The 25,587-nt window shown below is 72.6% G+C and carries 19 protein-coding genes and 2 pseudogenes; 9 read left to right on the top strand and 12 right to left on the bottom strand.

Annotated features, from left to right (window positions below; genetic code table 11):
* Window positions 1–47: 47 nt before the first annotated feature.
* The gene (locus tag FDM97_RS18085) at window positions 48–3,782 is read right to left on the bottom strand and encodes a S8 family peptidase (protein ID WP_137991439.1); all 3,735 of its coding nucleotides are present in this window, start codon (window positions 3,780–3,782) and stop codon (window positions 48–50) included.
* Window positions 3,783–4,425: 643 nt separating this feature from the next.
* On the opposite strand from FDM97_RS18085, the gene FDM97_RS18080 reads away from it, so the two are divergent.
* Together FDM97_RS18080 and FDM97_RS18075 are read left to right on the top strand one after the other, a co-directional pair.
* Window positions 4,426–5,754, top strand: a complete 1,329-nt coding sequence (locus FDM97_RS18080; RefSeq protein WP_137991438.1) for a diacylglycerol/lipid kinase family protein — start codon at window positions 4,426–4,428, stop codon at window positions 5,752–5,754.
* Window positions 5,755–5,773: 19 nt separating this feature from the next.
* Window positions 5,774–6,448: a phosphatase PAP2 family protein gene (locus FDM97_RS18075; RefSeq protein WP_137991437.1), complete on the top strand. Its 675-nt coding sequence runs from the start codon at window positions 5,774–5,776 to the stop codon at window positions 6,446–6,448.
* Between the two features lie 524 nt (window positions 6,449–6,972).
* Here the strand turns inward: FDM97_RS18075 and FDM97_RS18065 are convergent.
* The 5 genes and pseudogenes from FDM97_RS18065 to FDM97_RS18045 form a co-directional block, all read right to left on the bottom strand.
* Complete coding sequence (locus FDM97_RS18065; RefSeq protein WP_137991436.1) at window positions 6,973–8,595, bottom strand: amidohydrolase; 1,623 nt, start codon at window positions 8,593–8,595, stop codon at window positions 6,973–6,975.
* Window positions 8,596–8,752: 157 nt separating this feature from the next.
* Window positions 8,753–8,986 (bottom strand): annotated as a pseudogene (locus tag FDM97_RS18060) (TetR family transcriptional regulator C-terminal domain-containing protein); the annotation flags it as partial.
* A 176-nt stretch (window positions 8,987–9,162) separates the two neighbouring features.
* Window positions 9,163–9,603: pseudogene (locus FDM97_RS18055) on the bottom strand (pectate lyase); the annotation flags it as partial.
* A 79-nt stretch (window positions 9,604–9,682) separates the two neighbouring features.
* Window positions 9,683–10,114 (bottom strand): SRPBCC family protein, encoded by a 432-nt coding sequence (locus FDM97_RS18050; protein ID WP_137991435.1) that lies wholly within the window; start codon window positions 10,112–10,114, stop codon window positions 9,683–9,685.
* A gap of 49 nt (window positions 10,115–10,163) precedes the next feature.
* A complete protein-coding gene (locus tag FDM97_RS18045) occupies window positions 10,164–11,627 on the bottom strand; it encodes a glycosyltransferase family 87 protein (protein ID WP_432816285.1) in 1,464 nt (487 codons plus the stop codon).
* A gap of 96 nt (window positions 11,628–11,723) precedes the next feature.
* On the opposite strand from FDM97_RS18045, the gene FDM97_RS18040 reads away from it, so the two are divergent.
* Together FDM97_RS18040 and FDM97_RS18035 are read left to right on the top strand one after the other, a co-directional pair.
* A complete protein-coding gene (locus FDM97_RS18040; protein WP_137991433.1) occupies window positions 11,724–12,875 on the top strand; it encodes a molybdopterin-dependent oxidoreductase in 1,152 nt (383 codons plus the stop codon).
* Window positions 12,875–13,270 carry a hypothetical protein gene (locus FDM97_RS18035; RefSeq protein ID WP_254705643.1) on the top strand — a complete coding sequence of 132 codons (396 nt, stop codon included), beginning with the start codon at window positions 12,875–12,877 and terminating at the stop codon, window positions 13,268–13,270. Before FDM97_RS18040 ends, FDM97_RS18035 begins: the two co-directional genes overlap by 1 nt.
* Here the strand turns inward: FDM97_RS18035 and FDM97_RS18030 are convergent.
* From FDM97_RS18030 to FDM97_RS18020, 3 genes are read right to left on the bottom strand one after another with little or no spacing between them, the layout of a single operon-like run.
* Complete coding sequence (locus FDM97_RS18030; RefSeq protein ID WP_137991431.1) at window positions 13,249–13,986, bottom strand: class I SAM-dependent methyltransferase; 738 nt, start codon at window positions 13,984–13,986, stop codon at window positions 13,249–13,251. The two genes, FDM97_RS18035 and FDM97_RS18030, sit on opposite strands and share 22 nt — an antisense overlap.
* Window positions 13,983–14,606: a TIGR04282 family arsenosugar biosynthesis glycosyltransferase gene (locus tag FDM97_RS18025; RefSeq protein WP_175439153.1), complete on the bottom strand. Its 624-nt coding sequence runs from the start codon at window positions 14,604–14,606 to the stop codon at window positions 13,983–13,985. Before FDM97_RS18025 ends, FDM97_RS18030 begins: the two co-directional genes overlap by 4 nt.
* The gene (locus FDM97_RS18020) at window positions 14,603–15,322 is read right to left on the bottom strand and encodes a glycosyltransferase family 2 protein (RefSeq protein ID WP_254705642.1); all 720 of its coding nucleotides are present in this window, start codon (window positions 15,320–15,322) and stop codon (window positions 14,603–14,605) included. Before FDM97_RS18020 ends, FDM97_RS18025 begins: the two co-directional genes overlap by 4 nt.
* Window positions 15,323–15,437: 115 nt before the next feature.
* Between FDM97_RS18020 and FDM97_RS18015 the strand changes: the two genes are divergently transcribed.
* Together FDM97_RS18015 and FDM97_RS18010 are read left to right on the top strand one after the other, a co-directional pair.
* Window positions 15,438–16,193, top strand: coding sequence for a response regulator transcription factor (locus FDM97_RS18015; RefSeq protein WP_137991429.1), 756 nt, complete (start codon window positions 15,438–15,440; stop codon window positions 16,191–16,193).
* 3 nt (window positions 16,194–16,196) lie between these two features.
* On the top strand, window positions 16,197–17,309 hold the full coding sequence (locus FDM97_RS18010; protein WP_137991428.1) for a sensor histidine kinase: 1,113 nt from the start codon (window positions 16,197–16,199) through the stop codon (window positions 17,307–17,309).
* Here FDM97_RS18010 and FDM97_RS18005 read toward each other — a convergent pair.
* Window positions 17,284–18,345, bottom strand: a complete 1,062-nt coding sequence (locus FDM97_RS18005) for an NAD-dependent epimerase/dehydratase family protein (protein WP_137991427.1) — start codon at window positions 18,343–18,345, stop codon at window positions 17,284–17,286. The two genes, FDM97_RS18010 and FDM97_RS18005, sit on opposite strands and share 26 nt — an antisense overlap.
* Window positions 18,346–18,795: 450 nt before the next feature.
* Here FDM97_RS18005 and FDM97_RS18000 point away from each other — a divergent pair, with 450 nt between their 5' ends.
* Window positions 18,796–20,793, top strand: a complete 1,998-nt coding sequence (locus tag FDM97_RS18000; protein WP_175439408.1) for a galactose-binding domain-containing protein — start codon at window positions 18,796–18,798, stop codon at window positions 20,791–20,793.
* Between the two features lie 159 nt (window positions 20,794–20,952).
* Complete coding sequence (locus FDM97_RS17995) at window positions 20,953–21,612, top strand: TetR/AcrR family transcriptional regulator (protein ID WP_137991426.1); 660 nt, start codon at window positions 20,953–20,955, stop codon at window positions 21,610–21,612.
* On the opposite strand, the gene FDM97_RS17990 is transcribed toward FDM97_RS17995, so the two are convergent.
* Both FDM97_RS17990 and FDM97_RS17985 read right to left on the bottom strand, forming a co-directional pair.
* On the bottom strand, window positions 21,515–23,692 hold the full coding sequence (locus tag FDM97_RS17990; RefSeq protein ID WP_137991425.1) for a hypothetical protein: 2,178 nt from the start codon (window positions 23,690–23,692) through the stop codon (window positions 21,515–21,517). The two genes, FDM97_RS17995 and FDM97_RS17990, sit on opposite strands and share 98 nt — an antisense overlap.
* 78 nt (window positions 23,693–23,770) lie before the next feature.
* Window positions 23,771–24,379: a TetR family transcriptional regulator gene (locus tag FDM97_RS17985; RefSeq protein ID WP_137994880.1), complete on the bottom strand. Its 609-nt coding sequence runs from the start codon at window positions 24,377–24,379 to the stop codon at window positions 23,771–23,773.
* A 98-nt stretch (window positions 24,380–24,477) separates the two neighbouring features.
* Here FDM97_RS17985 and FDM97_RS17980 point away from each other — a divergent pair, with 98 nt between their 5' ends.
* Window positions 24,478–25,419, top strand: coding sequence for an oxidoreductase (locus FDM97_RS17980; protein ID WP_137991424.1), 942 nt, complete (start codon window positions 24,478–24,480; stop codon window positions 25,417–25,419).
* Window positions 25,420–25,587: the final 168 nt, after the last annotated feature.

The following is a 25,587-nucleotide window of genomic DNA, read 5'->3' as shown; positions in this document are numbered from 1 at the left end:
CGGGGAGGGCCCCGGGGAGTCGCCTCCCCGGGGCCCGATGGTGGAGCTCATCGCAGGCCGTACGCCCGGATGATCTCGTTCTTGACGCCGAAGCCGCTGTCCGTCTCGGCGCTCGCGCGGACCGAGATGAAGCCGCCGGGCTTCTTCGCCGTGGTGAACGACCCCGTCCAGTAGCCGTCGGTGCCCTTGGTCAGGGTCACCTTCTGCCAGGTGGCGCCGTCGTCGTACGACACGTCCAGCGTCACCCCGGTGAGGGTGCCCGGTACGGTGCCGAGGTCCATCGACACCGGCTTGAGCGCGATTCTCTGGGGCGTGTTGGCCTTGACATCGCCGTGCAGGTCCGTCTCGAGCTTGTAGTCCAGGTTCAGTACCGAGAACCGCTCGAAGAAGTCCGAGTCGACGGTGTCGGACATGAAGGTCCACTCCGTGTGGGTGCGCGTCGACAGCCGGAAGGCGTCAGTGGGCCGCTCCGCGTCGAGCACGGCGCGGTAGGGCAGGTTGCCCGCCGGCACCTCCACCCACTGCATGTCCGTGCTGTACGGGTTGTCGTGAATGAGCGTGTCGCCCTGGAAGACCTGGAGGTGGGTCGGCGTCGCAGCCCACGGCAGGAAGCCGCCCAGCCGCATGGTGTCGCTGGAGGAGGCCCACGCCTGCACGTTCCAGATCATGTAGTTCTGCCAACGGGAGTTGTACACGCCGAAGGACTCGCTCTGGCCGGGCCGGATCGCCGGGGCGAACCAGTCGAGCCGGGTGGTGCTGCCCTTGGCGTACGTGTTGTCGCCCGACACCATCACCCACGGCAGGTCTCCGTCGACGCCCTGAGCGTGGAACTCCCTCCAGACCTGACCCGGGGTCACCCATTCGGTGCGGGTGCCCGGGTGCCACTCGAGCTCGGGGAAGTTGAGCGAGGGGCTGAGGGTGAAGTCGGACCGGTAGCCCTCCGCCAGCCCGCCGTCCGTGGCGGAGTAGTAGCGGGCGTCGATCCGGGCGAGGTCGTCCTTGGTCGGCTTGTAGGTGAGGGCCCGGTCCGGCACCTGGCCGGGGTACTCCCGGGTCAGGTCGTAGACGAAGGGCGTGTACTCGGTCTGCTTCGCGGTCAGCTTGAGGGTGCCGGCCTTGGCCATCGCGATGAGGGTCCTGCCCGCGTCGCGGTGCACGGAGGCGACCGGGATGGTGGACTGGCCGACGTACTCCATCAGGGCACCGATTCCGTCGTTGACCACGATCAGCGCCTTGGCACCGGCCGTGGCCGCGGCCGCGGTGCGCTCCTGCGGCGAGACCTCGTCGCTGCGGTCGACGACGACGACCTTGCCCTTGGCGTCGACCTTGTCGTAGTCGGCCGTCGCGCCGTTGCCCGCGTAGACGGCGTCCAGCTTGTCCGTGGCGGTGCCCAGGGCGCTGCCGGCCTGGACGAGTGTCTCGAAGCGGAGCCGACCGCCCGTCGCGCTCAGGCCGAGCAGCGGCTCGCCCTTGCGCCAGCGGGTGATCAGCATGAACTCGCCCCGCGTCATCGGCTCCGTGGGCGAGACGTACACGTCGTCGTACGTCAGCGGCAGGATGTACGCGCCGCGGTAGTCCATCCACGAGTCGAAGCCGTCGTAGTGGACGTTGAAGTCGACCTTGCGCTGGCGGTCCTCGGTGAGCTGCGGCGCCTCGGTCTGCAGCAGGCGTGCCTTGCTCGCGTCCAGGACCACGTCCGCGGAGCCGTCCTTGAGCACGGTCTCCGGGTCGACGAGCACGGCCAGACCCGAGCGGTCCGCCTTCTCGCCGGCCACGTCGAGGTACGCCGTGACGGTGTACAGGCCCGGTGTCATGCGCATGGTGGTCGAGCCGTCGACGTAGAGCGACCACGGCCAGAAGTCACCGGCCAGGTTGACCACGACCCAGCCGGCGGCGGGCTTGCCGTCGCGGCCGACGAGCTTGATGTTCAGGTCGTAGCGCTCCTCCTCCTTGAGGAGCGCGACGGAGGTGCGGGTCACCGGCTGACCGGTGGTCGCGTCGGTGGCTGTCACGTAGCCGACGTGCCGTCCGGCCGAGGCGGTCCGCGGGTCACCGGTCACCGGGACCGCGGCGGTGCCGCCCGCCGGGACGGTCACCGTGGTGGCGCCCAGCGTGAAGGGGCCGTCGGTGCCTGTCAGCGCGAGGTTCAGCGTGACGTCGGCGGAGCCGGTGTTGGTGAAGGTCAGGTCCTTCGTGACGGCTCCGTCGCTTGGCTCGTGCGGCCACGTGTAGTTGCCGAAGAAGAGCGATCCGGTGCCGCGGACCGTGGCGCGCGCGGCGGCGGCCACGTCGAGACGGCCGGTGCCGACCTCGTACGGCGAGTACCCGTCGGCCAGGCCCTTCGCGGTGCTCATCAGGTGTTCCTTGAGCTGCGCGCCGGTCCAGTCCGGGTGCTGCTGGGCCAGGATCGCCGCCGCGCCCGCCACATGCGGGGTGGCCATCGAGGTGCCGCTGATGGTGCGGTAGAGGCCCTGGCCACCGTCGGTCATCTCCTGCGAGCGGGCCGCGGTGATGTCCACGCCGGGAGCCGCGATGTCCGGCTTCATGCCGCCGGAGTGGGCCAGCGGGCCGGTGCTGGAGAAGTACGCGAGCCGGTCCTGCTTGTCCGTGGCGGCCACGGTCAGCGCGGAGGCGGCCGCGCCCGGGGCGGAGATGCTCTCCGGGCCGGAGTTGCCGGCGGCGATGACGAACAGCGTGCCGTACTGGGCGGACAGCGCGTCGACCGTCTGCGACATCGGGTCACTGCCGTCCGTCGGGTAGGAGTCGCCGAGGCTCATGTTGACGACGTCCGCGCCGGATTCGGCGGCCCACTGCATGCCGGCCATGACCCAGGAGTCCTGGCCGTAGCCCTCCGCGCCGCCGAGCACCTTGCCGACGAACAGGTCGGCGTCGGGGGCGACGCCCTTGTGGTCGCCGCCGGAGGCGGCGCCCGAGCCGACTATCGTGCCGGCCACGTGCGTGCCGTGCCCGTTGACGTCGGTGACGGCCTCACCGGGCACGAAGCTGGCCGTGCCGTCGATCAGGCCGGCGAAGTCGGGGTGGTTGGTGTCGATGCCGGTGTCGAGCACCGCGACCTTGACGCCCTTGCCGGTGTGGCCGGCCGCCCAGGCCTCGGGCGCGCCGATCAGCGGCACGCTCTCCTTCAGGTTGGCCTTCACGCGACCGTCGAGCCACAGCTTCGCCACGCCCGCGCTCAGCTTCGCGCTGCCCTGCGGCGCGACGGTGGTCCAGAAGGTGCGGGCCTGGCGCTTGTCGGTGCTGAGCGCGGCACCGCCGATGCCCTTGAGCTTGCGGGTCAGTTTGCTGCCCCGGGGGGCCGTCGGCTCAGCGGCCGCGCGGGACTTCGGCTGGGTGTACGTCGCGATCAGCGGTACCGCGGACGACTTCGTGTCGTCGTAGCCCATCTCGATCAGGTCGGTGACGTTGAACAGCCGCCGGTCCAGCTTGTCCGTGCTCAGCAGCGGCACGGCCTCGTCCGGGATGACGAACAGGTCACCCTTGATCTGCTGGAGTTTCACGCCGCCGACGGCGCTGTCCGGCCGGTCGACTTCGGCGGACTGCTTGCCGTCGGCCATCGTGGTGACCGTGACGACGTCGCCGGTGACCAGGGTGACCTTGTGGGTCGCCGAGGGCTTGGCGGGAACGGTCGGCTTGCTCGGAGCGGCTTGGGCGGGCGCTTGCAGGATGGCGAGCCCCGAGGCCAGCAGCGGCGCCGCGGTGGCGACTGAGATCAGCTGCCAGCGCCTGCGGCGGAAGGCGGAGAGGTGAGAGGGGGAGAACATGCCATGGGTCTATCGACCTGGTGACGCCGGCGTGAAGGCCCGGTGGCGGCAAGTGCTTGCCATGGCGAGGACTTGCCAGCCGTGGGCCGCGCGAATCCGGGCACGATCGGACTTTTCGCACGTGGGGCGGGTGTTCAGTCAGGGGGTGCGGCGCGGGGCCAGCGGGTGTTGGGGGGCTGTCGCCGTCGTGGCGACCGCCCCACCCCGGGGGCTTGCCGTGCAGGTGGTGCGAGGCCGGGCCCCGGACTGCGGCGGGCTCGCCGGGCTGGTCGGCGCCCAGCCACTGCGGCTGACGGCGGGCCTGTGGGAGGAACTCGCCTCGGTGGCCGACGAGATGACCGCCGGCCTCTTGACGATGTGCGTCGGCGGCGGCGAGGGCACGCCGGGCTGCCTGTCCACCGTGTCAGCGACGGGCAGTTCGGGCGGATGTAGGCGCCGCGTACAGCACCGCAGCGTGTACGTCGCCACCCGCCTCAGCCCACGCTCGCGGCGGATGGAGCCGCGGGCCACGGCCTTCGCGTACGCGCTTGGGCCGCCGACAGGCCGTCACCCGATCGGCCCTGTCAGGGCGCCCCGTGTCGGCGGTGAGGGGAGGCTGGTATGACGGCTGTTCACTTCCGGGCGGTACGGGAAGGCGGGGAGGATGACGGTGAGCGGTTCCACGTCCTCGGCAGGTGCCCGCCTGTGGGCGCGGTGCGCGCTGCTCGCTGCCGTGGCGGCGGTTGTCGTACTGCTCCTCGCCATCGGGGACGGCGGGCTGTTGATGCTCGTCAGCGGGCTCGCGGCGCTGGTCGTCTCCGCCTCAGGCACCTGGTGGATGCTGTCGCGCCGTGGGCCGATGCGGTGGGTGGGGGCGTTGCTCATGGTCGGTGCGCCCGTCGGCCTGATCGTGCTGGGGTTGCGGCGTGACCTGTGGGTGACGGCGCTCGTCGCGCTCGCTCTGTGGGGTGCGGCCCTGGTCTGTGCCCGGGCCGCTCTGCGCGGGCCGAGCCATGCGCACTCCGTGCGGGCGGTTCGCCGAGCGCCTCCCGGGCGGCCCGTCGTCATCATGAACCCGAAGTCCGGGGACGGGAAGGTCGAACGTTTCGGGCTGGCGGAGCGGGCCGAGGAGCTGGGTGCTCGGGTGATCCTGCTGGACACGTCGCGGCGGTCCGATGTCACCGCGCTCGCCCGCGAGGCCGTGTCCGAGGGCGCGGACCTGCTGGGGGTCGCGGGCGGCGACGGTACCCAGGCGCTCGTCGCCGCCGTGGCCGTCGAGCACGACCTGCCGTTCCTGGTGGTCGCCGCGGGGACCCGTAACCATTTCGCCATGGACCTCGGACTGGACCGTGCGGATCCGTCCCGCTGCCTCGACGCCCTGACCGACGGCGAGGAGATCCGCGTCGACCTCGGCTGGGTGGCGGGCCGGGCGTTCGTCAACACGGTGTCGTTCGGGGTGTACGCGGAGGTCGTGGAGCGCCCCGAGTACCGCGATGCCAAGGCGGAGACCGCGCTGGGCGCCATGCCCGATCTGCTCGGCGGGTCCGGATCACGCCTCGACGCGGTCGCCGACGGCACCTCGCTCCCTTCGCAGCAGGCGCTGCTGATCAGCAACAACCCGTACGGGACGGGGGATCCCTTCGGGGCGCGCCGCCGTGCCCGCCTCGACCGGGGGAAGCTGGGCGTCATCGGCATCCGTGTGGACAGTGCGGCCGAGGCGGCCGACCTCGCTCTGCGGGGATCGATGTCCAGCGGCCTCAACGTCCTCACGGCCCGCCGGGTCGAGGTCACCGCCCCCGCCGAGACCGTCCCCGTCGCGGTGGACGGCGAGGCTCTGACGTTGCGTACGCCGGTGACGTGCACCATCCGTCCGCGCGCTCTGCGGGTGCTCGTACCGCGGCACCGGCCCGGAGCGCCTGCGGTCGCCGCGCCACTGCGCTGGCGGCGGGTCATCGCACTCGCCTTCGGCCGCGAGGAGGCGGGGCCAGAGTGAACAACCGGAGGAGAGGGAGATGAGTGACGACCCGCACGACCCCGGGCCTGCGAAATCCGCCAAGCACGACAAGCACGACAAGCCCGAGAAGCCTGGGAAGCCTGGGAAGCCCAGGAGCCGGCGTGCCGGGCTCAGGCTGAGGAACGCCGTGGCCTCCGTCCTCACGGACCTTCGCGCCGTCGATGGTGCCGTGTACGCGGCGGTGGCGGCGACGCCCACTCCCGCGCTCGACTCGGGGCTGCGCGGCCTGTCGGGCGCGGCGGACCACTCCAAGATCTCGTTCGGGATCGCCGCCGCTCTGGCCCTGCGCGGGGGGAGGTTCCGGCGCGCGGCGATCCTCGGTGTCGGGGCGGTCGCCGTGGCCTCGGCCTCCGCGAACGTCCTGGGCAAGCGTCTGGTGCGCCGGCCGCGCCCGGACAGGGAGGCGGCCCGGGTGATCGTGGACCGTCATGTCCCGATGCCCACCTCCGCCTCCTTCCCCTCCGGGCACACCGCCTCTGCCGTCGCCTTCGCCACCGCGGTGGGTGTCGTCCTTCCTCCGGCGGCGATCCCTCTCGGGGCGCTGGCGTGCGCGGTGGGTTACTCCCGTGTCCACACCGGCGTGCACTATCCGGGCGATGTCGCGGCGGGCGCGGTCCTCGGCGTCGCGAGCGCGGCCACGGTCCTCGCTCTGGACGCCTTGCCGCCGCGGTGAGTCACAGCAGTCTGTTCGCCGCACAGGCGGTCGAGTCGCATGTCCGGGTCTACTTCGCGGGCGGTTCCTGCGAGGCCGTCGACCACGACCTCGGACCGGATCGGCGCGACGTGGTGCCCCAGCTGCGTGACGGTCGGGTGCTGGACGGAGGAGGCGGACGGCCCGGGGCTCGAGTTCGTCATGACCGGCCACGTGCGCGACCGGCGCTTCGTCGAACTCATGGCGGTGATCGCGTACTACCACCGTGGAGGGCATCGGCTCGACGTGGAGCACAGCCTGCCGATGGGCGAACCCTGGATTCCGGGCTCGAGCTGCGACCACCTGCTCGTCAGCCTGCCCTACCATGCCACCGCCGCCCTGCGCACGCGCGCATCCTGTGGACCCCGCCCGTCACCGCCGCCGAGATCGTATTCCGGCGGCAGCACGGTCATGAGGCACTGGAGCAGCACTTCGAGGAGGCGGCGATCGATCCCGTCGATCCGTTCAGGGACTCGGTCGTCTGAGGCGGCGTCAGCGTGCTCCCCTCACAGGCTCGCGTCGCGGTGGGTGGGCCGGCCGGCCAGGAGCGTGAGGCGGACCGGGAGGTCCGGGAGGTCGGTGGCCGGCGTGGTGAGGGGGTCGTCGGCCAGGACCGTGAGGTCGGCGCGGTGACCGATCGCGATCCGGCCCCCCACGTGCTCCTCGGCCGCCGCGAACGCGGGGCTGACGGTCATGCCCTGGAGGGCTTCCAGGGGTGTGAGTGCCTGTTCGGGGCCGTGCGGGGGCTGGGTGAGGTCGTGGGTCGGGCGGCGGTGGCGGGCGCCCGCCATGACGCCGAGGGGCGGGAAGGGGGCGATCGGCCAGTCCGAGCCGAGGACGACGGTGGCACCGGAGTCCCGCAGGTCGCGGCAGCGCCAGGCGCGGGAGGCGCGCTCTTCGCCGAGGCGGCGGGACCAGTTGTCGGTGTGGTCGGCGCGGGTGAAGTCGCAGCAGTGGGTGGGCTGCATGGAGGCGACGACGCCGAGCTCGGCGAAGCGGCGCAGGGTGTCGTCCGGCACGCTCTCGATGTGTTCGATGCGGTGGCGGACTCCGCTGCCGGCGCCGGCCTGCGCCTTGGCGAGGGAGTCGAGGACGTGGCGTACGGCGGCGTCGCCGATGGCGTGGGTGGCGGTGGGGACGCCGGCCCGGTGGAGCTCGCCGACGATGTGGGTGTAGGCGTCGGGGTCGGGCCAGAAGGCGTGGGTGGATTCGCCGTGGCGGTCGGGGTGTTCCAGCCAGGCGGTGCCGTTGTCGATCGTGCCGTCCATGAATTGCTTGACGCCGGCGGTGTGCCAGAGGGCGCCGCCGGTGCCCTGCTGTGCGATCAGGGCGCGCACTGCGTCCGCGTCGGTGCCGGGCCGGCACCAGGGTGCGACCCGCAGTCGCAGCGGCAGGTCACCGGCCGCGTCGAGCTCGGCGTAGAGGGCGAGGCTCTCGCCGTTGGCGTCCATGACGTGGCCGCCGGTGAGTCCGGCGGCGGCCATGGCGCGCAGTGCGGTGGCGAGGCGGGTCAGGCGTTCGGTGTGCGTGGGCTGCGGCGCGGCGCGTTCGACGAGTTCGCAGGCGGCGTCCTCCAGGAGGAGCCCGGTCGGCCTGCCCGCGTCGTCGCAGACGATCTCCGCGGCCTCGGCGAAGGTCCGCGGTCCGTCGACGCCGGCGAGTTCGAGGGCGCACGGGCTGGCCAGCATGGAGTGGGCGTCGAAGAGCTGCAGGAGGGCCGGTACGCCGTCCAGTACGGGGGCGAGGGCGGCCGACTCGACGGGCCGGTCGCCGAAGGCGTTCGGGTCCAGGCCCCAGCCGAACAGCCACGCGCCGGGCTGGAGGGTCCGGACCTCGCGGGCGAGGGCCTCGCGTACGGATGCGAGGTCGGCGCAGCCCGACAGGTCCAGTCCGTGGGTGAGTTCGGCGCCGGAGACGGGGTGGAGGTGGCCGTCGGTCGGGCCAGGGGTGACCACGGCTCCCTTGAGGTCGACGACCGTGGTCGAGGAGTCGGCGAGGGCGCGTATCTCTCGGTCGTCGCCCAGGGCGGAGATCCGTCCTCCTGACACGGCCAGGGCGGTGTGGGGCAGGAAGTGCCCGGTGGCCGGGTCGAGGAGGCGGGCGGAGAGCAGGACGAGAGGGGTGCGCACGGGGGCTCCGGGAGGAAAGGGAGAGGGAGGGGGTCAGTGGGGAGGGTTGCGGAGGGGGGTGGTCGCCGACGGGGGCGAGGGCGCCGCGTGGCAGGCCGAGTTCGCGCTCGGCGGTGGTGACGGCCATGCGGGTGACGCGCTCGGGGCGGTTGCTCCGGTCGGTGTTGGCGTGGGCGCCGAGTCCGTCGATGACGACGAGGACCTGGATGGCCGTCGCGCGTGGGTCGTCCGTACGGAATTCGCCTGCCTCGACGCCGTCGCGGATGAGTCCTTCCAGCCGGTCGTCGGACGCGAGTTCCATCTCGGCGACGCGGTCACGCAGGACGGGGCGGTAGCGGCTGAGGTGCCGGGCGTTGATCCAGAGGCGGCTGATGCCGTCGTACGCCGCCACGGAGGGGGCGGTGGTGGCACGCTCGGATGCGCACGGCACCGCCCCCGTCGATTGCCCGTCTCGCTAGCCGATACGACCAGCCGGCGTCCGACGACAGGACGAAGAGATGGCCGGGGCCGGGCAGGAGCACTGTGCACGCTCCTGCCCGGCCCGGACGGCCTGTCCGGAATGCCAGCTCAGTCGTAACTGACGTCCGAGGCTGTGTACCTGCAGTGGGTGCCATCGGGACCCCTGCCCAGTTCGACGGGCTCCTTGCCGTGTTGTTGCCCTGGAAGCGGACACACGGCTTGATCTTCTTGCTGCTGTCGCCGTGGATGCGCATGTTGCGCAGCGCCGAGGTGTCCCCGTAGTTGGCGCTGATGCCCACGAGGGACTTGCCGGGGCGCGGTCACGTCCACGTCGTTCACGATGACCGAACGGCGGTACTGCTTCGAGCAGTTGCCGCAGGTGCGCACCAGCTTGCCGGCCCCGTTGAACAGGACGACTTTGACCGAGGGCCTCCCGGCGCCACCGCCGTACATGGTTTGCGCGGAGGTCGCCGAGATTCCCTTGAAGGGGTCTGCGCCCTCGCCGAGGTCTTCCTACCAGGCGTTCGGGGGCGTGCAACTGCCCATGCATTGACTCCTCCCCCATTTAGAGGCGGGGATTCCTGGCTCACGTTGCCTGGGGACCGGCGGTCCGTCAGGGCTTGCACGATCAGCACCAGTCGGGTTGAGACCAGCCCGGACCAGCATCACACGTGCGGAGTTCTTGTCCCTGGGGGATACGACTCCGCACCCGGTGCAGTTGTAGGTAAACCCGGATGCGGGCGAGCGTGCCGCGTGGATGCGGGGTGAAGGTGTAGGTGACGTGCATGGGCATGGGGCCGGCCACGGAGATCATGTCGAGCAGCTCCGGCGGGTCGTAGGCGGCGACCCGCAGGACGTAGTCGATGCGCCGGCCCAGGAAGTGCGCGGTACGGGTGACCTCGGCGCCGACGCCGAAGCCGCCCGACTCCGCCTCCCGGGTGAGGGCGGCCTCGCGGATGCCCTGGGTCCATTCGGCATCGTGGCGCCAGTCCATGGCGTAGGCCGCCACCCGTGCGGGCGGGAGCGGGATGACCCGCTGCGCCGTTTCGTCGAGAGTCATGGTGTGCGTCTGTCCCGTCGGAGGGTGGACAAGGGCCGTGGGGTGGTCGCTACGTCGGCCGTATCGGGGTGCGCTCGGGGGGCGGGGATCCCGGCGCCGGCGTACGACGAGAGGGATCGCCGCCGTCCACGGGGCCGGAGCCGCGGGCGCGATGACGCAGCAGCGCACCGGCCACGACCGCTGCGGCGGCGACGGCGTACACGACCGTTCCGACCATGTTCGGATCGTCGAAGGCCCTGCTGGTGACGTACTTGGCCGCCCCCGCCACCGCGACGAGCAGCCATTCCCAGCGTCCGTCCAGGGCGACCAGGGCGACGAGCAGCAGCGCGTACCAGGAGTATCCGGGGGTCAGGAGCAGGAAGGCCGTGCCGGTGACCAGGAGCGCGCCGCTCCAGGGGCGTTCGGGATCGCCGCGCCGCAGGACGTGGGCGCACAGGACGAGGAGGACGGCGATCAGGGCGGGCAGCGCCCAGGAGGCGGGCAGGACGAGGCGCAGCAGGGCGTAGCGGTTGCGGGAGTCGGCGTCGTCGTAGCCCTCCTCCTCGACGTAGCCTCCGAGGTAGCCGAGGACGGAGCCGTCCGAGACGAGGATGTACGGGAGGTAGGCCAGGGCGGTGACCGCGGCGGCCGGCACGAGGACCGCGGCCGCGTCGCGCACGCGCCGTACGCCGGACAGAGCACCGGGGAGCACGATCGCGGGCATGAGTTTGACGGCGATGGCAGCGCCGAGCAGTGCGCCTCCCGCGACCCGGTGGCGTACGACGAGACCGAGTCCGGCGACGGCGAACAGCACGCCGAGTACGTCGGCGTGGGCGTTGTTCACGGCCTCGACGGGGACGGCGGGACACCAGGCCCAGTAGGCGGCGGTGCGGGGATCGCCCCGGCGGCGCAGGATCAGCAGCAGAACGCAGGTGACGCCGACGGACAGCAGGGCTCCGCCGATCTGGAAGGGCTTGAGGCGCGCGCCGTCCGGGGAGAGCAGGTGCACGCCGTAGAAGTACGCCTCGGAGACCGGGGGGTAGATGGTGTGCACGGTGGGGCGGTTGAGTCGGGTGCAGTGCACCGCGGCGGGTGAGGCGGGTGAGGCGGCCGGGACGCGTGCCCGGTCGGGCCCCGCGCAGGCGGCGCCCTGGGGGAAGAGCCAGTCGTCGCGCAGGGGGGCGAGTTCCGGGTCGGCGGGAGCGTGGTCGTAGGGCGAGATGCCCGCCGCCTGTACGCGGCCGTCCCACGCGTACCGGTAGGCGTCCGTGCTGGTGCGCGGCGGCGCGACCAGGCCGGTGGCGGCGACCACGGCGGATCCGGCCAGCAGGAGCACGACGGCCTGACGGACCGGCACCGTGCGCACGGCCCAGGCCGCGGCGGCGAAGAGCGCCCAGCCGGCCGCGTACCACCACGAGAGCCCGCCGGGGTCGCGGTAGTAGCCGTCGTGGCGGACGGTGAACACGAGAACCGTGGTGAGAGCGGCCAGGAGGACGCCGGTGAGCGCGGTGCGGGGACTGATCACATGCGGCAGCGTGGCAGCCGTCCGCGCCGCCTGGGGGTCCGGCACTCCGGCCGTCCGTGTTTCGTAAGGAGTCGTTGCGGCCTTCGGGGGCCTTTGGGCGGTGAGATGGAGGGCATGAAACCGCGCATCGCGCTCCCGCCCTTTCCCAGGTTCCGGGGCCGCCTCCATGACGCGAGGACGGCGACCTCGATCGGTCGCTGGCTCGGTCTTGCCATCACCGTCTGTTTCCTGACCGGAGTCACCAGCCACTATCTGCAGCGCCCACCGGACTGGCTCGCCGATCTGCTGCCGAGCCGCCCGACGTGGGGGTATCGCTTCAGTCAGGGTCTGCACGTGGCGAGCGGGATCGCGGCGATCCCGCTGTTGATGGCGAAGCTGTGGGCCGTCTACCCGAGGCTGTTCGTCACCCCGCCGCTGCGGTCGGTGCGGCACGCGCTGGAGCGTCTGTCCGTCGCCGTCCTGGTCGGGGCCGGCGTCTTCCAGCTGTTCACCGGCCTGCTGAACATCGTCGAGTGGTATCCGTGGCCGTTCTCCTTCGTGCCGGTGCACTTCGCCGTGGCCTGGCTGCTCGCGGGGGCGCTGCTGTTGCACATCGTCGTCAAGTGGCCGGAGATCCGGTCCCATTGGGGGCTGCGGTCGGCGGGGACGCTGGAGCTTCCGGCCGAGGACGCGGCGGACCGGCGGTCCCTGCTCACGGCGGTCGGGGCGGGCGTCGCCGCGGTCACTCTGACCACGGTGGGCCAGTCGTTCACTCCGCTGAAGAGGCTGGACCTGCTGGCGCCGCGGCACCCGGACCACGGTACGCAGGGGCTGCCGATCAACCGTACGGCGTACGCGGCCGGGGTGAGCGCGGAGTCGGCGCGGGGGTGGCGCCTGACGGTGGCCGGGCCGAAGCCGTACGGGCTGAGCCTGGCGGAGCTGGAGGCCCTGCCCCAGTACGAGGTGCGGCTGCCGATCGCGTGTGTGGAGGGCTGGAGCGTGGAGGCCCGCTGGAGCGGCGTGCGGATCCGGGATCTGCTGGAGAGGGCCGGGGCCTCGCCCCGGTCGCGGGTACGGGTCGTGTCCCTGGAGCGGCGCGGCGCGTACCGGGTGATGGAGATGGGGGCGACGTACGCGGAGGATCCGATGACCCTGCTCGCGCTGCGGCTGAACGGTGAGGTCCTCTCGCTCGACCACGGTTTCCCCGCGCGGATCATCGCGCCGAACCGGCCGGGCGTGTGGCAGACCAAGTGGGTCGGCGGACTGGAGGTGCTGTGATGGTGGTGCGGTATGTGTGCGGCGCGGTGGGGGTCGGCCTCATGGGCGTCGGCGTGTGGCTGATCGTGCGCACCGGCACCTTCTGGGACGTGCTCGTGTGGCTGGTGGGGGCGATCGTGCTGCACGACGGTGTGATCGCGCCGCTCGTTCTCGCCGTCGGGCTGCTGGTGGCCGCGGTGCCGGCGCGGGGCGTGGTGCGTGGTGGGCTGATCGTGGCGGGGTGCCTGACGCTGGTGGCGCTGCCCGTGATGGTGCGGCCCGGCGTCCCGCCGAATCCGACGGCCCTCCCCCTGGACTATGTCCGTAACTGGCTGGTGCTGCTGGGGGTGGTGGCCGTCGGGACGGTGGGGCTCGTCGTCGGACGCCGGTTGTATCAGCGGCGGCGCCGGAGCTGAAGGAAGCTGCGGCCGGCGGCCCGCCAGCGGCGTTCCACCGTCCAGCCGGTGGCGTCGGCGTACGCGGGCAGGGCGCGGGTCCCGACGCGGGCCCAGGGGAAGTCGGCGCCGCGCGCGCCGCGGCCGTCGACCACCCGGACCTCGATCCGTTCGTCGACGTCGGGTCCCGCCGCCTCCACGAGGGCCTGGCCCCCGGGCCGTACGAGTGCGGCGGCGCGCTCCAGGAGGGTCCCGGGGTCGCCGCCGATGCCGATGTTGCCGTCCATGAGCAGGACCGTTCCCCAGCGGCCTTCGCTGGGGAGCGGGTCGAAGACGGAGCGGCAGAGTGCTGTTCCTCCTCCGGTGACGGTGCGGTCGACCGCCTCCTGGCACACGTCGATGCCGAGGACGGGCCGGCCGGCGGCGGCGAGTGCCTGCACCAGTCGTCCGGGCCCGCAGCCGACGTCGAGGACGGGGCCCTCGCACCGGGCGAGGACGGTCGCGTCGGCCCGGTCGGCCGCGGCGCACCAGCGTTCGATCTCCAGGGGCAGCAGCCGGCCGTCGTCGCGGCGGAGGAAGAGCGGTCCGCGGCCGGAGCGGAGGGCGTCGGTGTAGGGGTCGGTGCGCCAGGCGCGTACGTACTCGGCGGTGCGGACGGGCCCTGGCTCCGTCGTGGTCTCCGTCGGCTCGTGTGCGGCCAGGACGTCTGCCGTCCCCTCGGCCTCCCGCGCGCTCATCCGACGCCGATCTCGCCGAGCGCCCTGTGGTGGGCGGCGAAGCGGGTTGCGGGGGCCGTCTGGGCGACCGACCGGGCGTCGGCGGCGGTGTCGATGTCGCGCAGCGGCGGCAGGTCGCGGACGCGCAGGCCCGCGCCGGTCAGGCGGCGGCGCTGCCGCGCTCCGGTCTCCGGTACGGACATGGGGATGCCGCGCAGCAGTGCGGGGTCAGGGGCCGCGAGTCCCAGGGCCCAGAAGCCGCCGTCGTGCGCGGGTCCGAACCAGGCGTCGCAGTCGGCGAAGTCCAGTCCGGCGGTGAGGAGTCGCGGGGTGACCTGGGGGGTGTCCATGCCGATCAGCAGGGTGGGTCCCGTACAGGCCGCGAAGGCCGCCGCGAGGCGTTCGTCGAGTCCGCCGGGGCTCTGCGGCACCACCTCGAACCCGTCCGGCAGCCAGGCGCCGGGGGCCCCCGAGAGGGCGAGCACGCGGCGGTCGGCGGGGGTGGCGCGGACTGTGTCCAGGGTGTCGGCGAGTGCGGCCTCGGCGAGCCGGGCCGCCTGCTCGGGGCTGAAGGGTGGTGTGAGCCGGGTCTTCACCCGGCCCGGCATGGGCTCCTTGGCGATGACGAGGAGGGTGGTCACCGGTGCGCCTCCAGGGGGGCCGGGCGGGGTGCTTCGCCCAGGACCTTGCGCATGTCGCGTACGGCGTGCCAGGTCCCGCGCCAGGTTCCGGTGACCTTCGACCTTCCCGTACGGGGCAGATAGGGGACGTCGCGCTCGCGCACGCGCCAGCCGGCGTCGGCGGCGCGCACGACCATCTGGAGGGGGTAGCCGCTGCGCCGGTCGGTCAGGTCGAGGGCGAGCAGGTCCTCGCGTCGTGCGGCCCGCAGGGGGCCGAGGTCGTGCAGGCGCAGTCCGGTGCGGCGGCGCAGCATCCGGGCCAGGGCGAGGTTGCCGGCGCGGGCGTGGGGTGGCCAGGCTCCGGGCGACGCCGGGCGCCGGCGGCCGAGGACCAGGTCGGCCTCGCCCGCCGCCACCTGGGCGGCGAACGGCACGAGCAGTCCGGGGTCGAGGGAGGCGTCGCAGTCGCAGAAGCAGACGATGTCCGCGTCCGCGGCGAGCAGCCCGGCGTGGCAGGCGGCTCCGAAGCCCCGCCGGGGTTCGCTGACGACGGTGGCGCCGAGGTCCCGGGCGATGTCCGGGGAGCCGTCGGTCGATCCGTTGTCGACGACGATCGCCCGCCAGCCGGGCGGGATCCTCTCCAGGACCCAGGGCAGCGCCTCGGCCTCGTCCAGGCAGGGCAGGACAACGTTCACCGCGTACGTGGTCGCGGAATGCGAGTCGGTCACGGATTTCACCGTACGAATCCACGAGGGACAAAAGGGATCCAAGGACCTTACGAAACGCGGACATCGCCCCCTTGCCCCACCCTGGGGTCCCGGTCGGGCCCTGTCCGGTGCGAGGCTGGGCCTCATGCAGCAGTCTGAACAGCCGCCGAGTGCGGCGCCGCGCGTCCTGCTCGTGGACGACGATCCGACCGTCGCCGAAGTGGTCACGGGCTATCTGGAACGGGCCGGTTTCACCGTGGACCGGGTGGCCGACGGGCCGGCCGCGCTGGTGGCGGCCGGGGCGCGGTGGCCGGATCTGGTCGTCCTCGACCTGATGCTGCCGGGCATGGACGGTCTGGAGGTCTGCCGGGAGTTGCGGACCCGCGGTCCGGTCCCGGTGATCATGCTGACCGCGCGCAGCGACGAGGAGGACCGCATCCTCGGCCTGGAGATCGGCGCCGACGACTATGTCACCAAGCCCTTCAGCCCGCGGGAGCTGGTGTTGCGCGTGGAGGCGGTGCTGCGGCGCCATGCCGCGGACCGGCGGCCCGGGCCGCTGCTGCGTCTGGGCGGCCTGGAGCTCGACCCGGCGGGCCGACGGGCGGCCAAGGACGGCCGGCCGCTGGCGCTGACGCTGCGCGAGTTCGATCTGCTGAGCTACTTCCTGCGCCACCCGGGGCAGGTGTGCGACCGCGAGCGGCTGATGCGGGAGGTGTGGGGGTGGGACTTCGGCGACCTGTCCACCGTCACGGTCCATGTCCGCAGGCTGCGCGGGAAGATCGAGGAGGATCCGGCCCGGCCCCGGCTGATCCAGACGGTCTGGGGCGCGGGCTACCGCTTCGATCCCACCCCCACCCCCGCCTCCGCCTCGGCGCCCGCGCCCGCTCCGACGGAGGGATGAGCCGTGCGCGACATGCTGCTCATCGCCCTGTACGCCTTCGTCGGCGCGGCGGCGGCCGGTCTGCTGGGCGCGGCCGTGCTGCGCCCGCTGCGGCGCCGGTCGGTCGCGGTCTCCCTCGCCGTCGTGGCGACCGTCGCGGTGACGGCGATGCTGTCGGGGACCCTCGCGGTGGCGTGGGCGATGTTCCTCTCGCCCCACGACCTGTCCGTGGTTACCACGGTGGTGGCGATGGCGGCCGTGGTCTCGCTCGGTACGGCGCTGTTGCTGGGCCGCCGAGTGGTCGTCAGTGCGCGCGAACTCGCCCTGGCGGCCCGGTCGTTCGGGGAGGGCGGGGTCTTCACGGCTCCCGGCGCGCCGGCTCCGGCCGAGTTGGAGGCGCTCAGCCGGGAGCTGTCCTCGACGAGTCTGCGCCTCGCGGCGTCCCGGGAACGCGAGCGGGCCCTGGAGGCGTCCCGGCGCGAGCTCGTGGCCTGGATCTCGCATGATCTGCGGACCCCGCTGGCGGGCCTGCGGGCCATGTCCGAGGCCCTGGAGGACGGCGTGGTCGCCGATCCGGCCCGCTACCACCGTCAGATCAGGACCGAGGTCGACCGGCTCAACAGCATGGTGGGCGACCTGTTCGAGCTCTCCCGGATCCACGCGGGCGCGCTCGCGCTGACTCCGGCCCGGGTGTCCGTGCACGACCTTGTGGGGGACGCGCTCGCGGGTGCGGGTCCGCTGGCCCGCGAGCAGGGGGTGCGGCTGGTGGGCGACCGGGTAGCGCCCGTCCCGGTCGAGGTCGACGGGAGGGAGATGACCCGGGTTCTGGCGAACCTCCTGGTGAACGCGATCCGTCACACCCCTGCCGACGGCACGGTCGCCGTCGCGGCCGAACGCCGCGCGGACTCGGTGGTGCTGTCGGTCACCGACGGCTGCGGCGGAATCCCGGCGCACGAGCTGCCCCGGGTCTTCGACACCGGCTGGCGGGGCACCGAGGCCCGGACCCCGCCGGCCGGCGCGGGCCTGGGCCTCGCCATCGTGCGGGGCATCGTGGAGGCGCACGCGGGCCGGGCCGATGTGCGCAACGTGGACGGCGGGTGCTGCTTCGAGGTCACGCTCCCCGCAGCCCGCTCGTAGCGAACTCGGCCATTCCCTCGGCGAATCCGACCTCGGGGCGCCAGCCCAGTTCGGCGCGGAGCCGGCCGGAGTCGGCGGTGATGTGGCGTACGTCGCCGAGCCGGTACTCCCCCGTCACCAGCGGGGTCGGCCCGCCGTGCGCTGCGGCCAGCGCCGTCGCCATCTCGCCGACGGTGTGCGGCTCGCCGCTGCCGGTGTTGTACGAGGTCATGGTGGAGGCGGCGAGGTCGTCGAGCGCCTCCAGGGCGACGGTGTTGGCCGTGGCGACGTCCCGTACGTGGACGAAGTCCCGGCGCTGGCCGCCGTCCTCGAAGACGCGGGGGGCCTCGCCCCGGGCGAGGGCGGAGCGGAAGAGAGAGGCGACTCCGGCGTACGGGGTGTCGCGGGGCATCCGGGGGCCGTAGACGTTGTGGTAGCGCAGGGAGACGGCCCTGCCGCCGGTGGTGCGCGCCCAGGCGGCCGCGAGGTGTTCCTGGGCGAGCTTGGTCGTGGCGTACACGTTGCGGGGGTCTGCGGGTGCGTCCTCGCCGACCAGGCCGGAGGTCAGCTCGGCTCCGCACGTGGGGCACAGCGGCTCGAACCGGCCCTCCACGAGGTCCTTTTCGGCGCGCGGGCCGGGTCGTACGCGGCCGTGTTCGGGACAGTCGTAGCGGCCCTCGCCGTAGACGACCATGGAACCGGCGAGCACCAGTCGCTGCACGCGGGTCTCCGCCATCGCCGCGAGCAGGACGGCGGTGCCGAGGTCGTTGCAGCCGACGTAGTCCGGGGCATCCGTGAAGTCCTTGCCGAGCCCGACCATGGCGGCCTGATGGCACACGGCCCGCACACCGTCCAGCGCACGCCGCACGGTGTCACGGTCCCGTACGTCGCCGTGCAGCCACTCGGCACCCTCCGGCGGCGCGGGCCGGGCGGTGGTGCCCTGGTGGGCGGTCGGGTGGAGGCTGTCCAGGACGACGGGTTCGTGGCCGCGGGCCACGAGGGCCTCGACGATGTGCGATCCGATGAAGCCCGCGCCGCCCGTCACAAGTACACGCATGCCGATCACCGTACGGGCGGTAGGCGCCTGCGGCGGGGCGCGCGCGCCGACGTCCGCGATTCGTAAGGTCTGCGGGGGTCCGTGCCGCTGTGCGTTCAGCGTGCGATGTCCGGTGGAGCGATGCCGTTGCCGGCGACGGGGGTGACCCGGCCGGTCCAGGACCAGGGTCCGGTGGGTCATGGTCGAGCAGCCCATCGTCTGATCCTTCTCCCCCAGGGGGTCCGACGGGCCGTCAGGTTCGTCCAGGTCATCTGTCCCGGACTCTTGACTCCGCTCGCGCCGGTCGGGATTCTCGACAGGCTATTCGCGCGGAACATGCCAACTCCTCGCCCGCGCGCCGCCGTCCGCCGACCGAAGACGTGAGTGATGTCCATGAGATCCCCCACGCACCACCACGGCACGCCCCGCAGGCGCAGGCCCCTGGCCGTGCTGACCCTGCTCCTCGCCACGATGGCCCTGCTGCTCGGGCCGGCGCCCGGGTCCGCCGCCGACGGCGCCTGGTGGAACCCCGTCGCCCGGCCCGCGCCCGATTCCGAGATCAATGTCACGGGTGAGCCCTTCAAGGGCGTCAACGCCCGGGGCGAGGTGCGCGGGTTCGTCGACGCGCACAACCACCTGATGTCCAACGAGGCCTTCGGGGGCCGTCTCATCTGCGGCCGGACCTTCTCCGAGCAGGGCGTCGCCGACGCGCTCAAGGACTGTCCCGAGCACTATCCCGACGGCTCGCTCGCGGTCTTCGACTTCATCACCAAGGGCGGCGACGGCCGGCACGACCCGGACGGCTGGCCGACGTTCAAGGACTGGCCCGCCCACGACTCGCTCACCCACCAGCAGAACTACTACGCCTGGGTCGAGCGCGCCTGGCGCGGCGGTCAGCGGGTGCTCGTCAACGACCTCGTCACCAACGGCGTCATCTGCTCGGTCTACTTCTTCAAGGACCGCGGCTGCGACGAGATGACCTCCATCCGTCTGCAGGCCCGCAAGACGTACGAGATGCAGGACTACATCGACAAGATGTTCGGCGGGCCGGGCAAGGGCTGGTTCCGGATCGTCACCGACAGCGCGCAGGCCCGTGAGGTCATCCAGCAGGGCAAGCTGGCCGTCGTCCTCGGCGTCGAGACCTCCGAGCCGTTCGGCTGCAAGCAGATCCTGGACATCGCGCAGTGCGACAGGGCCGACATCGACCGTGGTCTGGACGAGCTCCACCAGCTGGGCGTGCGCAGCATGTTTCTCTGCCACAAGTTCGACAACGCCCTGTGCGGGGTCCGGTTCGACGAGGGCGCGCTGGGCACCGCGATCAACGTCGGCCAGTTCCTGTCGACCGGCACCTTCTGGAAGACCGAGAAGTGCACCGGCCCGCAGCACGACAACCCGATCGGGCTCGGCGCGGCGCCCGAGGCGGAGAAGCAGCTGCCGGCGGGCGTGGCGGTGCCGGCGTACGCGGCGGACGCGCAGTGCAACACCCGGGGTCTCACCGAGCTCGGCGAGTACGCCGTGCGCGGCATGATGAAGCGCAAGATGATGCTCGAGATCGACCACATGAGCGTCAAGGCCACAGGCCGGGCGCTGGACATCCTGGAGTCGGCGTCGTACCCGGGCGTGATCTCCTCCCACAGCTGGATGGACCTGAACTGGACCGAGCGTGTCTACGGGCTCGGCGGCTTCATCGCCCAGTACATGCACGGCGCCGAGGGGTTCAGCGCGGAGGCGAAGCGGACCGACGCCCTGCGGGAGAAGTACGGCGTCGGCTACGGCTACGGCACCGACATGAACGGGGTCGGCGGCTGGCCCGGGCCCCGCGGCGCGGACACCCCCAACCCGGTGCGGTACCCGTTCCGCAGCGCCGACGGCGGTTCGCTCATCGACCGGCAGACGACCGGGCAGCGGACCTGGGACCTCAACACCGACGGCGCCGCGCACAACGGTCTGGTGCCGGACTGGATCGAGGACATCCGGCTGGTCGGCGGCCAGGGCGTGGTGGACGACCTGTTCCGGGGTGCCGAGTCGTATCTCGACACCTGGGGCGCCTCCGAGGGGCATCAGGCCGGGGTGAACCTGGCCTCGGGCGCGGCGGCCTCGGCCTCCAGCACGGAGTGGTGGAACCCGTTCGTCAGCTTCGCGCCGAACCGGGCCGTGGACGGCGACCGGGGCACCCGGTGGGCGAGCGAGTGGAAGGACGGGCAGTGGCTCCGTATCGACCTCGGGGAGCCGCAGCTGGTCAAGCGGGTCACGCTCGACTGGGAGCGGGCGTACGGCAAGGCGTACCGCATCGAGGTGTCCGGCGACGGCGAGTCGTGGCGTACCGCCTGGTCCACCACCGAGGGTGACGGCGGCCTGGACACGGCCCACTTCGCCGCCACCACGGCCCGCTACGTCCGGATCCTCGGTGTGCAGCGCGCCACCGAGTGGGGGTACTCGCTGCACGAGGTCGGCGTCTACAGCAGCTGAAGCAGCTGACGGCGCCGGGCGGCCGGGCCGGTGGCGCGTCTCCTGCGGATCCGCCACCGGCCCGGCCCGCGCGTCCCCCTTGAACGGCGGATCCGAGCAGGGCCAAGCAGGGCCAAGCAGAGCCGAGCAGGGCCGAGCAAAACCGAGAGGAACCACCGCATGCCCCGTATGCCGCTCGCCGAACGGCGCCGGCAGCTGACCGAGGCCGCGATCCGCGCGATGACCCGGGACGGCGTCGCCCGGACGACGACCCGGTCCATCGCCGCCGAGGCGAACGTGTCGCTGAGCGTCTTCCACTACTGCTTCGACTCCAAGCAGGCGCTGCTGGAGTCCGTGATCACGGCGATCACCGACCATTACGTCGGGAGGGTGAGGGAGGCGCTGCGGCCGCGTGCCACGTTCCGGGAGACCATCCGGGCCGGCTTCGAGGCGTACTGGGACCATGTCCGCGCCCACCCCGGCGAGCACATGCTCACCTACGAGCTCACCCAGTACGCGCTGCGCACACCGGGGTTCGAGCCACTGGCGCGCCGCCAGCACGAGCGGTACGCCGAGATCTACCAGGAGCTGATCGAGGAGCTCGGCGCGAGCATGACGTTCGAACTCCGGGTGCCCGTCCCGGTGCTGGCGCGGTATCTGGCCGCCGTGACCGACGGGCTGACCCTGAACTTCCTCGTGGTGGGCCAGGACGCGGCGGCCTCGGCGACCATCCTCGACCTGATCACCGATCAGGTCGCCGCGCTGGCGCAGGACGGCCCGACCGGGTCGGAAGCCAGTGCGCGAAGATCTCCGGAAGGCGGTGGAGGTCCGCGGCCGTGACGGTGACCAGGCGGATGTCCGTCAGGTCCGCGAGCGCGGTCTTGCGCCGCGCCTTGTCGGCGTACCGTTCCTGCTCCATGAGGCCCAGCGCCTCGACGAACGTGCCGTCGTCGAGCAGCCAGTCGGCGCGCAGGCCGGTGGTGTTCAGTTCGGGGTGACGCGGGTAATGGGGCTCCGGTTCGTGCCCGATCCGCCAGTGGTGGAAGAAGTCGTCGATGTGCCGTTCGAGCATGGACCGGCACAGGTGTCCGTCGGTGGCGACGGTGAGGGTGCCGCGCGCCTGGCGGATGCCGTCGTCGAGGACGCCGGCGAGCTGGAGCCACTCCGCCCAGGAGCGCAGCCGCCGGGCCGGGCGGGCGGTCGTGAGCTTGGCGATCGGCCGGGGGACGAGGAAGCGGCAGAGCATCGCCTCGTCGGCGACCCGGGGATCGGTGACGGAGACACGGGCCAGCTGGGCGAGCGAGGGCGGGCCCGAGAACTCGATCTCGACCAGGCGGCGGACGGCGTGGATGATCGCGTCGGTCCAGGGGCCGTCGGTGCCGTTGTCCCTGATCACGCCGCGCTGGGCGAGCCGGCAGCAAGCGAAGCAGTAGGCGAGGCCTGGTCGCGCCTCGTAGGCGGGCCGGCCGCAGAGCCGGCACGGCGAGACGCGGTCCGGGACGACCGGCGCGCCGAACATCGCCTCGAGTTCGCGCCGGTAGTAGGGGGTGTCGGAGACAGCGGCGGCGGCCGTGGCCGGGGACGCGCTCGCGCGCTGGGCGCCCAGCCACCGGCGGTGGCGTGCCGGGACGAGGTCGAGTGCGTGTGGGGTGAGCAGGCAGGAGCTTCGGAGCGGTCCGGCCTGGGTAGCGGCCGATGCCGCCCGCCGGTTGTGCTCCTCGGTGGCCCGGTCCGGGGCCGCGGTGACGACCGTCGCCGGTTCGACGCCGTGGCGGCGCAGCAGCACGGTCATGGGCTCGGTGTACGGGCGGGCGTGGACGGTCAGCGTCCGCGAACCGGGGTCGTACGATCCGGCTTCCGGCAGGTCGCGCAGGGCCACCGACTCCTCGACGAGCCGGATCGACCACACGTCCCCGGGGACGATGTGGGCGTCGGGGAACGCGTCGAGCTCCGAGAGCTTCGGGGAGTCGATCGGTTGGCCCTGGACCGGCCGGACCTGGACGGGCTGGACCGGCTGGACGCCGTGGTGGCGCAGGGCGTCGAGCGCCTGCGGGCGGGCCCGTTCGTCGACGAGTGTCAGCGGCCCGTCGGGCAGGTGGTACTGGCCCACCTGGAGTCCCGCGCGGTCGACGACGAGGACGCTGGGGCGGCCGTAGACGGTGCGGCTCTCGGCGCGCAGGTCCTCGTAGTCGTGATCGTGCCGGCGCCACCGCTGCCAGGTCCGGAGTCTGGCGGCGGCCTCCTCGTCGGCCTTCGCGGTGGGAGGGGGCGGCGCGGGGGCGGTGATCGGCTCCACGCGCTCGCGGGTGCCGGCCGGCGAGGGGACCGCCGAGGGATCGAACGCGGCCACCAGCGCCCGCAGTTCGTCCTTGTCGGGCAGGTTCAGCCGTATGTCGCCGATCCAGTGGCCCACGCCGATCTGCTCGGCCCTGGTGAACGGGCGGTGGCGGTCGGGGGTCCAGTCCTGCGTCTGCGGGTCGAGATCGGGGTGGTCCTCGTCGATGGGGTCGAGTGCGATCCAGCCGTGGCAGCCGACGGGAGCGGGCGAGGCCTCGGCGAGACGGTGGAGGGATTCCCCCTGGAAGTGGAGGAGGCTGTCGTACACGTAGCCCATGTGCCGGTCGAGGACCGAGCCGCCGCCCTGGTGAGGGGGCGCTGTCACCGAGATGGCCTGGGAGTTGTACGTGTTGTCGGGTCGCGGCACGAGGCCGATGACGACCGGTATCAGCGCGTCGCCCCGCACGCCCCGGGGTGGCGTGACGATCGCCGCGCGCCGCTTGAGGTGTCCGAGGACGAACGTGCGCAGCGCGGGGAAGGAGTCGTCGAAGACGGCGAACGCCGTCGTCACCTTCGGGTCCCCCGGCGGGATGAGGACCATGTCCTGGTCCGGCACGTATCTGATCGGCTCGCCCTTGCGCATGATCCGGATTATGCCAACGGGCTGTGACAGCCCTGAGCTCGCCCGCCCTCAGGTCGACTGCCCTCAGGTCGACTGCCCTCAGGTCGACTGGCCTGCGGCGTCCAGGGCGGGGGCGACGACGGCGAAGGCCCGGGCGATCAGCCGGCCCGGGTCCTCGGCGCCGTCGCTGTCGCTCCACCGTCGCAGGGTGGCGTCGAAGGCGCACAGCGCCATCCCGGCGGCGAGCCGCGGGTACAGATCGGTGTCGGGGTCGCGCTCCAGACGGTGTGTCAGCTCCGCCGCGAGGTCGTCGCTCCACTGCGAGCGGCGCTCCAGGAAGCGTGCGTGCAGGGCGGGGGTGCGCAGGATCAGCTGGACCACGCGCAGCGCGCGTTCCGCGTGGTCGGCGTGGTCGGTGCAGGCGTCGAGAGGGACCGAGACGGCGTGCCGCAGGGCCACGGAGGGCGACTCCTCGGCGGGGCGGGCGGCGAGCTCCGCGCGGATGCCGGTGCCCATGTCGGCCAGGAACTGGACGACCACGTCCTCCTTGGACGCGAAGTACCGGAAGAACGTCCGCTTGGACACGCCGGCGGCGGCCACGATCTCGTCGATGGTGACCGCGTCGAAGCCCTTCACCGCGAGCAGTTGCAGGGCGGCTTCGGTCAACTCGTTCGCGACGAGCTGACGTTTGCGCTCGGCGAGGGTCATCTCAGGGCGGGTACTCACCCCATCATGGTAACCCCATGCCCTGCATGACACTCAGAGGCGTCTTGACACTTGATGCCACGAACGGCAACGTGTGCCGTATGACGGAGCAGCAGAGCTGGACCACCGATCAGATCCCGGACCAGACAGGGCGGGTGTTCGTCGTCACCGGGGCCAACAGCGGCCTCGGGCTTGCGACCACCCGGGCACTCGCCCGCCGCGGCGGGCAGGTGATCCTCGCGGTACGCGACGAGGCGAAGGGCCGTCGGGCGGCCGCGGACATCACCGCCGAGCACCCCGGAGCCCGCCTGGAGGTACGCCGCCTCGACCTGGCCGACCTCGACTCGGTCCGCGCGTTCGCCCAGGGGGTGCGCGGCGACCATCCACGGCTGGACGTACTGGTCAACAACGCCGGCGTGATGGCGCCGCCCCGGTCACTGAGCGCGCAGGGTCACGAGCTGCAGTTCGCCGCCAACCACCTCGGCCATTTCGCGCTCACCGGGCTGCTGCTCGACCTGCTGTCCCGCGGGGCCGACTCCCGTGTGGTGACGGTGAGTTCCCTCAACCATCGCAAGGGGCGGCTGCGCTTCGACGACCTCGACGGCGCGCGTGGGTACGCGCCCATGGCCTTCTACGACCAGTCGAAGTTCGCCAACGCCGTCTTCGGACACGAACTGCACCGGCGTCTCGCCGAGGCGGGCAGCCCGGTGCGCAGCGTGCTCGCCCATCCCGGCTTCACGGCCACCCGGCTGCAGACGAGTGCGCCGGTCGGCCTGGTGAAGGTGGTGTTCGGTCACCTCCTCAAGCCCCTCGCCCAGGCGCCGGCCGACGGCGCGCTGCCCCAGCTGTACGCGGCGACCGCACCGGCCACGCAGAGCGGCGAGTTCATCGGCCCGGACGGCCGGGGCGAACTCCGGGGCGGACCGACCAGGGTGCGGCTCTCCCCCGCGGCGGCCGACGCGGACACGGGCGGCCGCCTGTGGGAGGTGTCGGAGCGCTTGACCGACGTACGGTTCGACTTCCGGGTCCCTGCCTCCGACTGACCGTCACGGCGCGTGCCCGGCGGACGCCGTCCTGCCTGACCCGCAAGGTCCGGAAGACAACCTGGTCGTGGGTGTGGGGCAGGGCCTCCCTCGCCGGGACCCTCGCTCATCGGCCCCCTGACGACCACATGGCTCGCCAGGGGGCCGACAGCGCCGCACGACGTAGTG

Origin of the sequence: Streptomyces vilmorinianum (genome assembly GCF_005517195.1) — a bacterium.
Classification (GTDB): Bacteria; Actinomycetota; Actinomycetes; order Streptomycetales; family Streptomycetaceae; genus Streptomyces; species Streptomyces vilmorinianum.
This window is presented reverse-complemented; position numbering and strand designations above follow the sequence as displayed.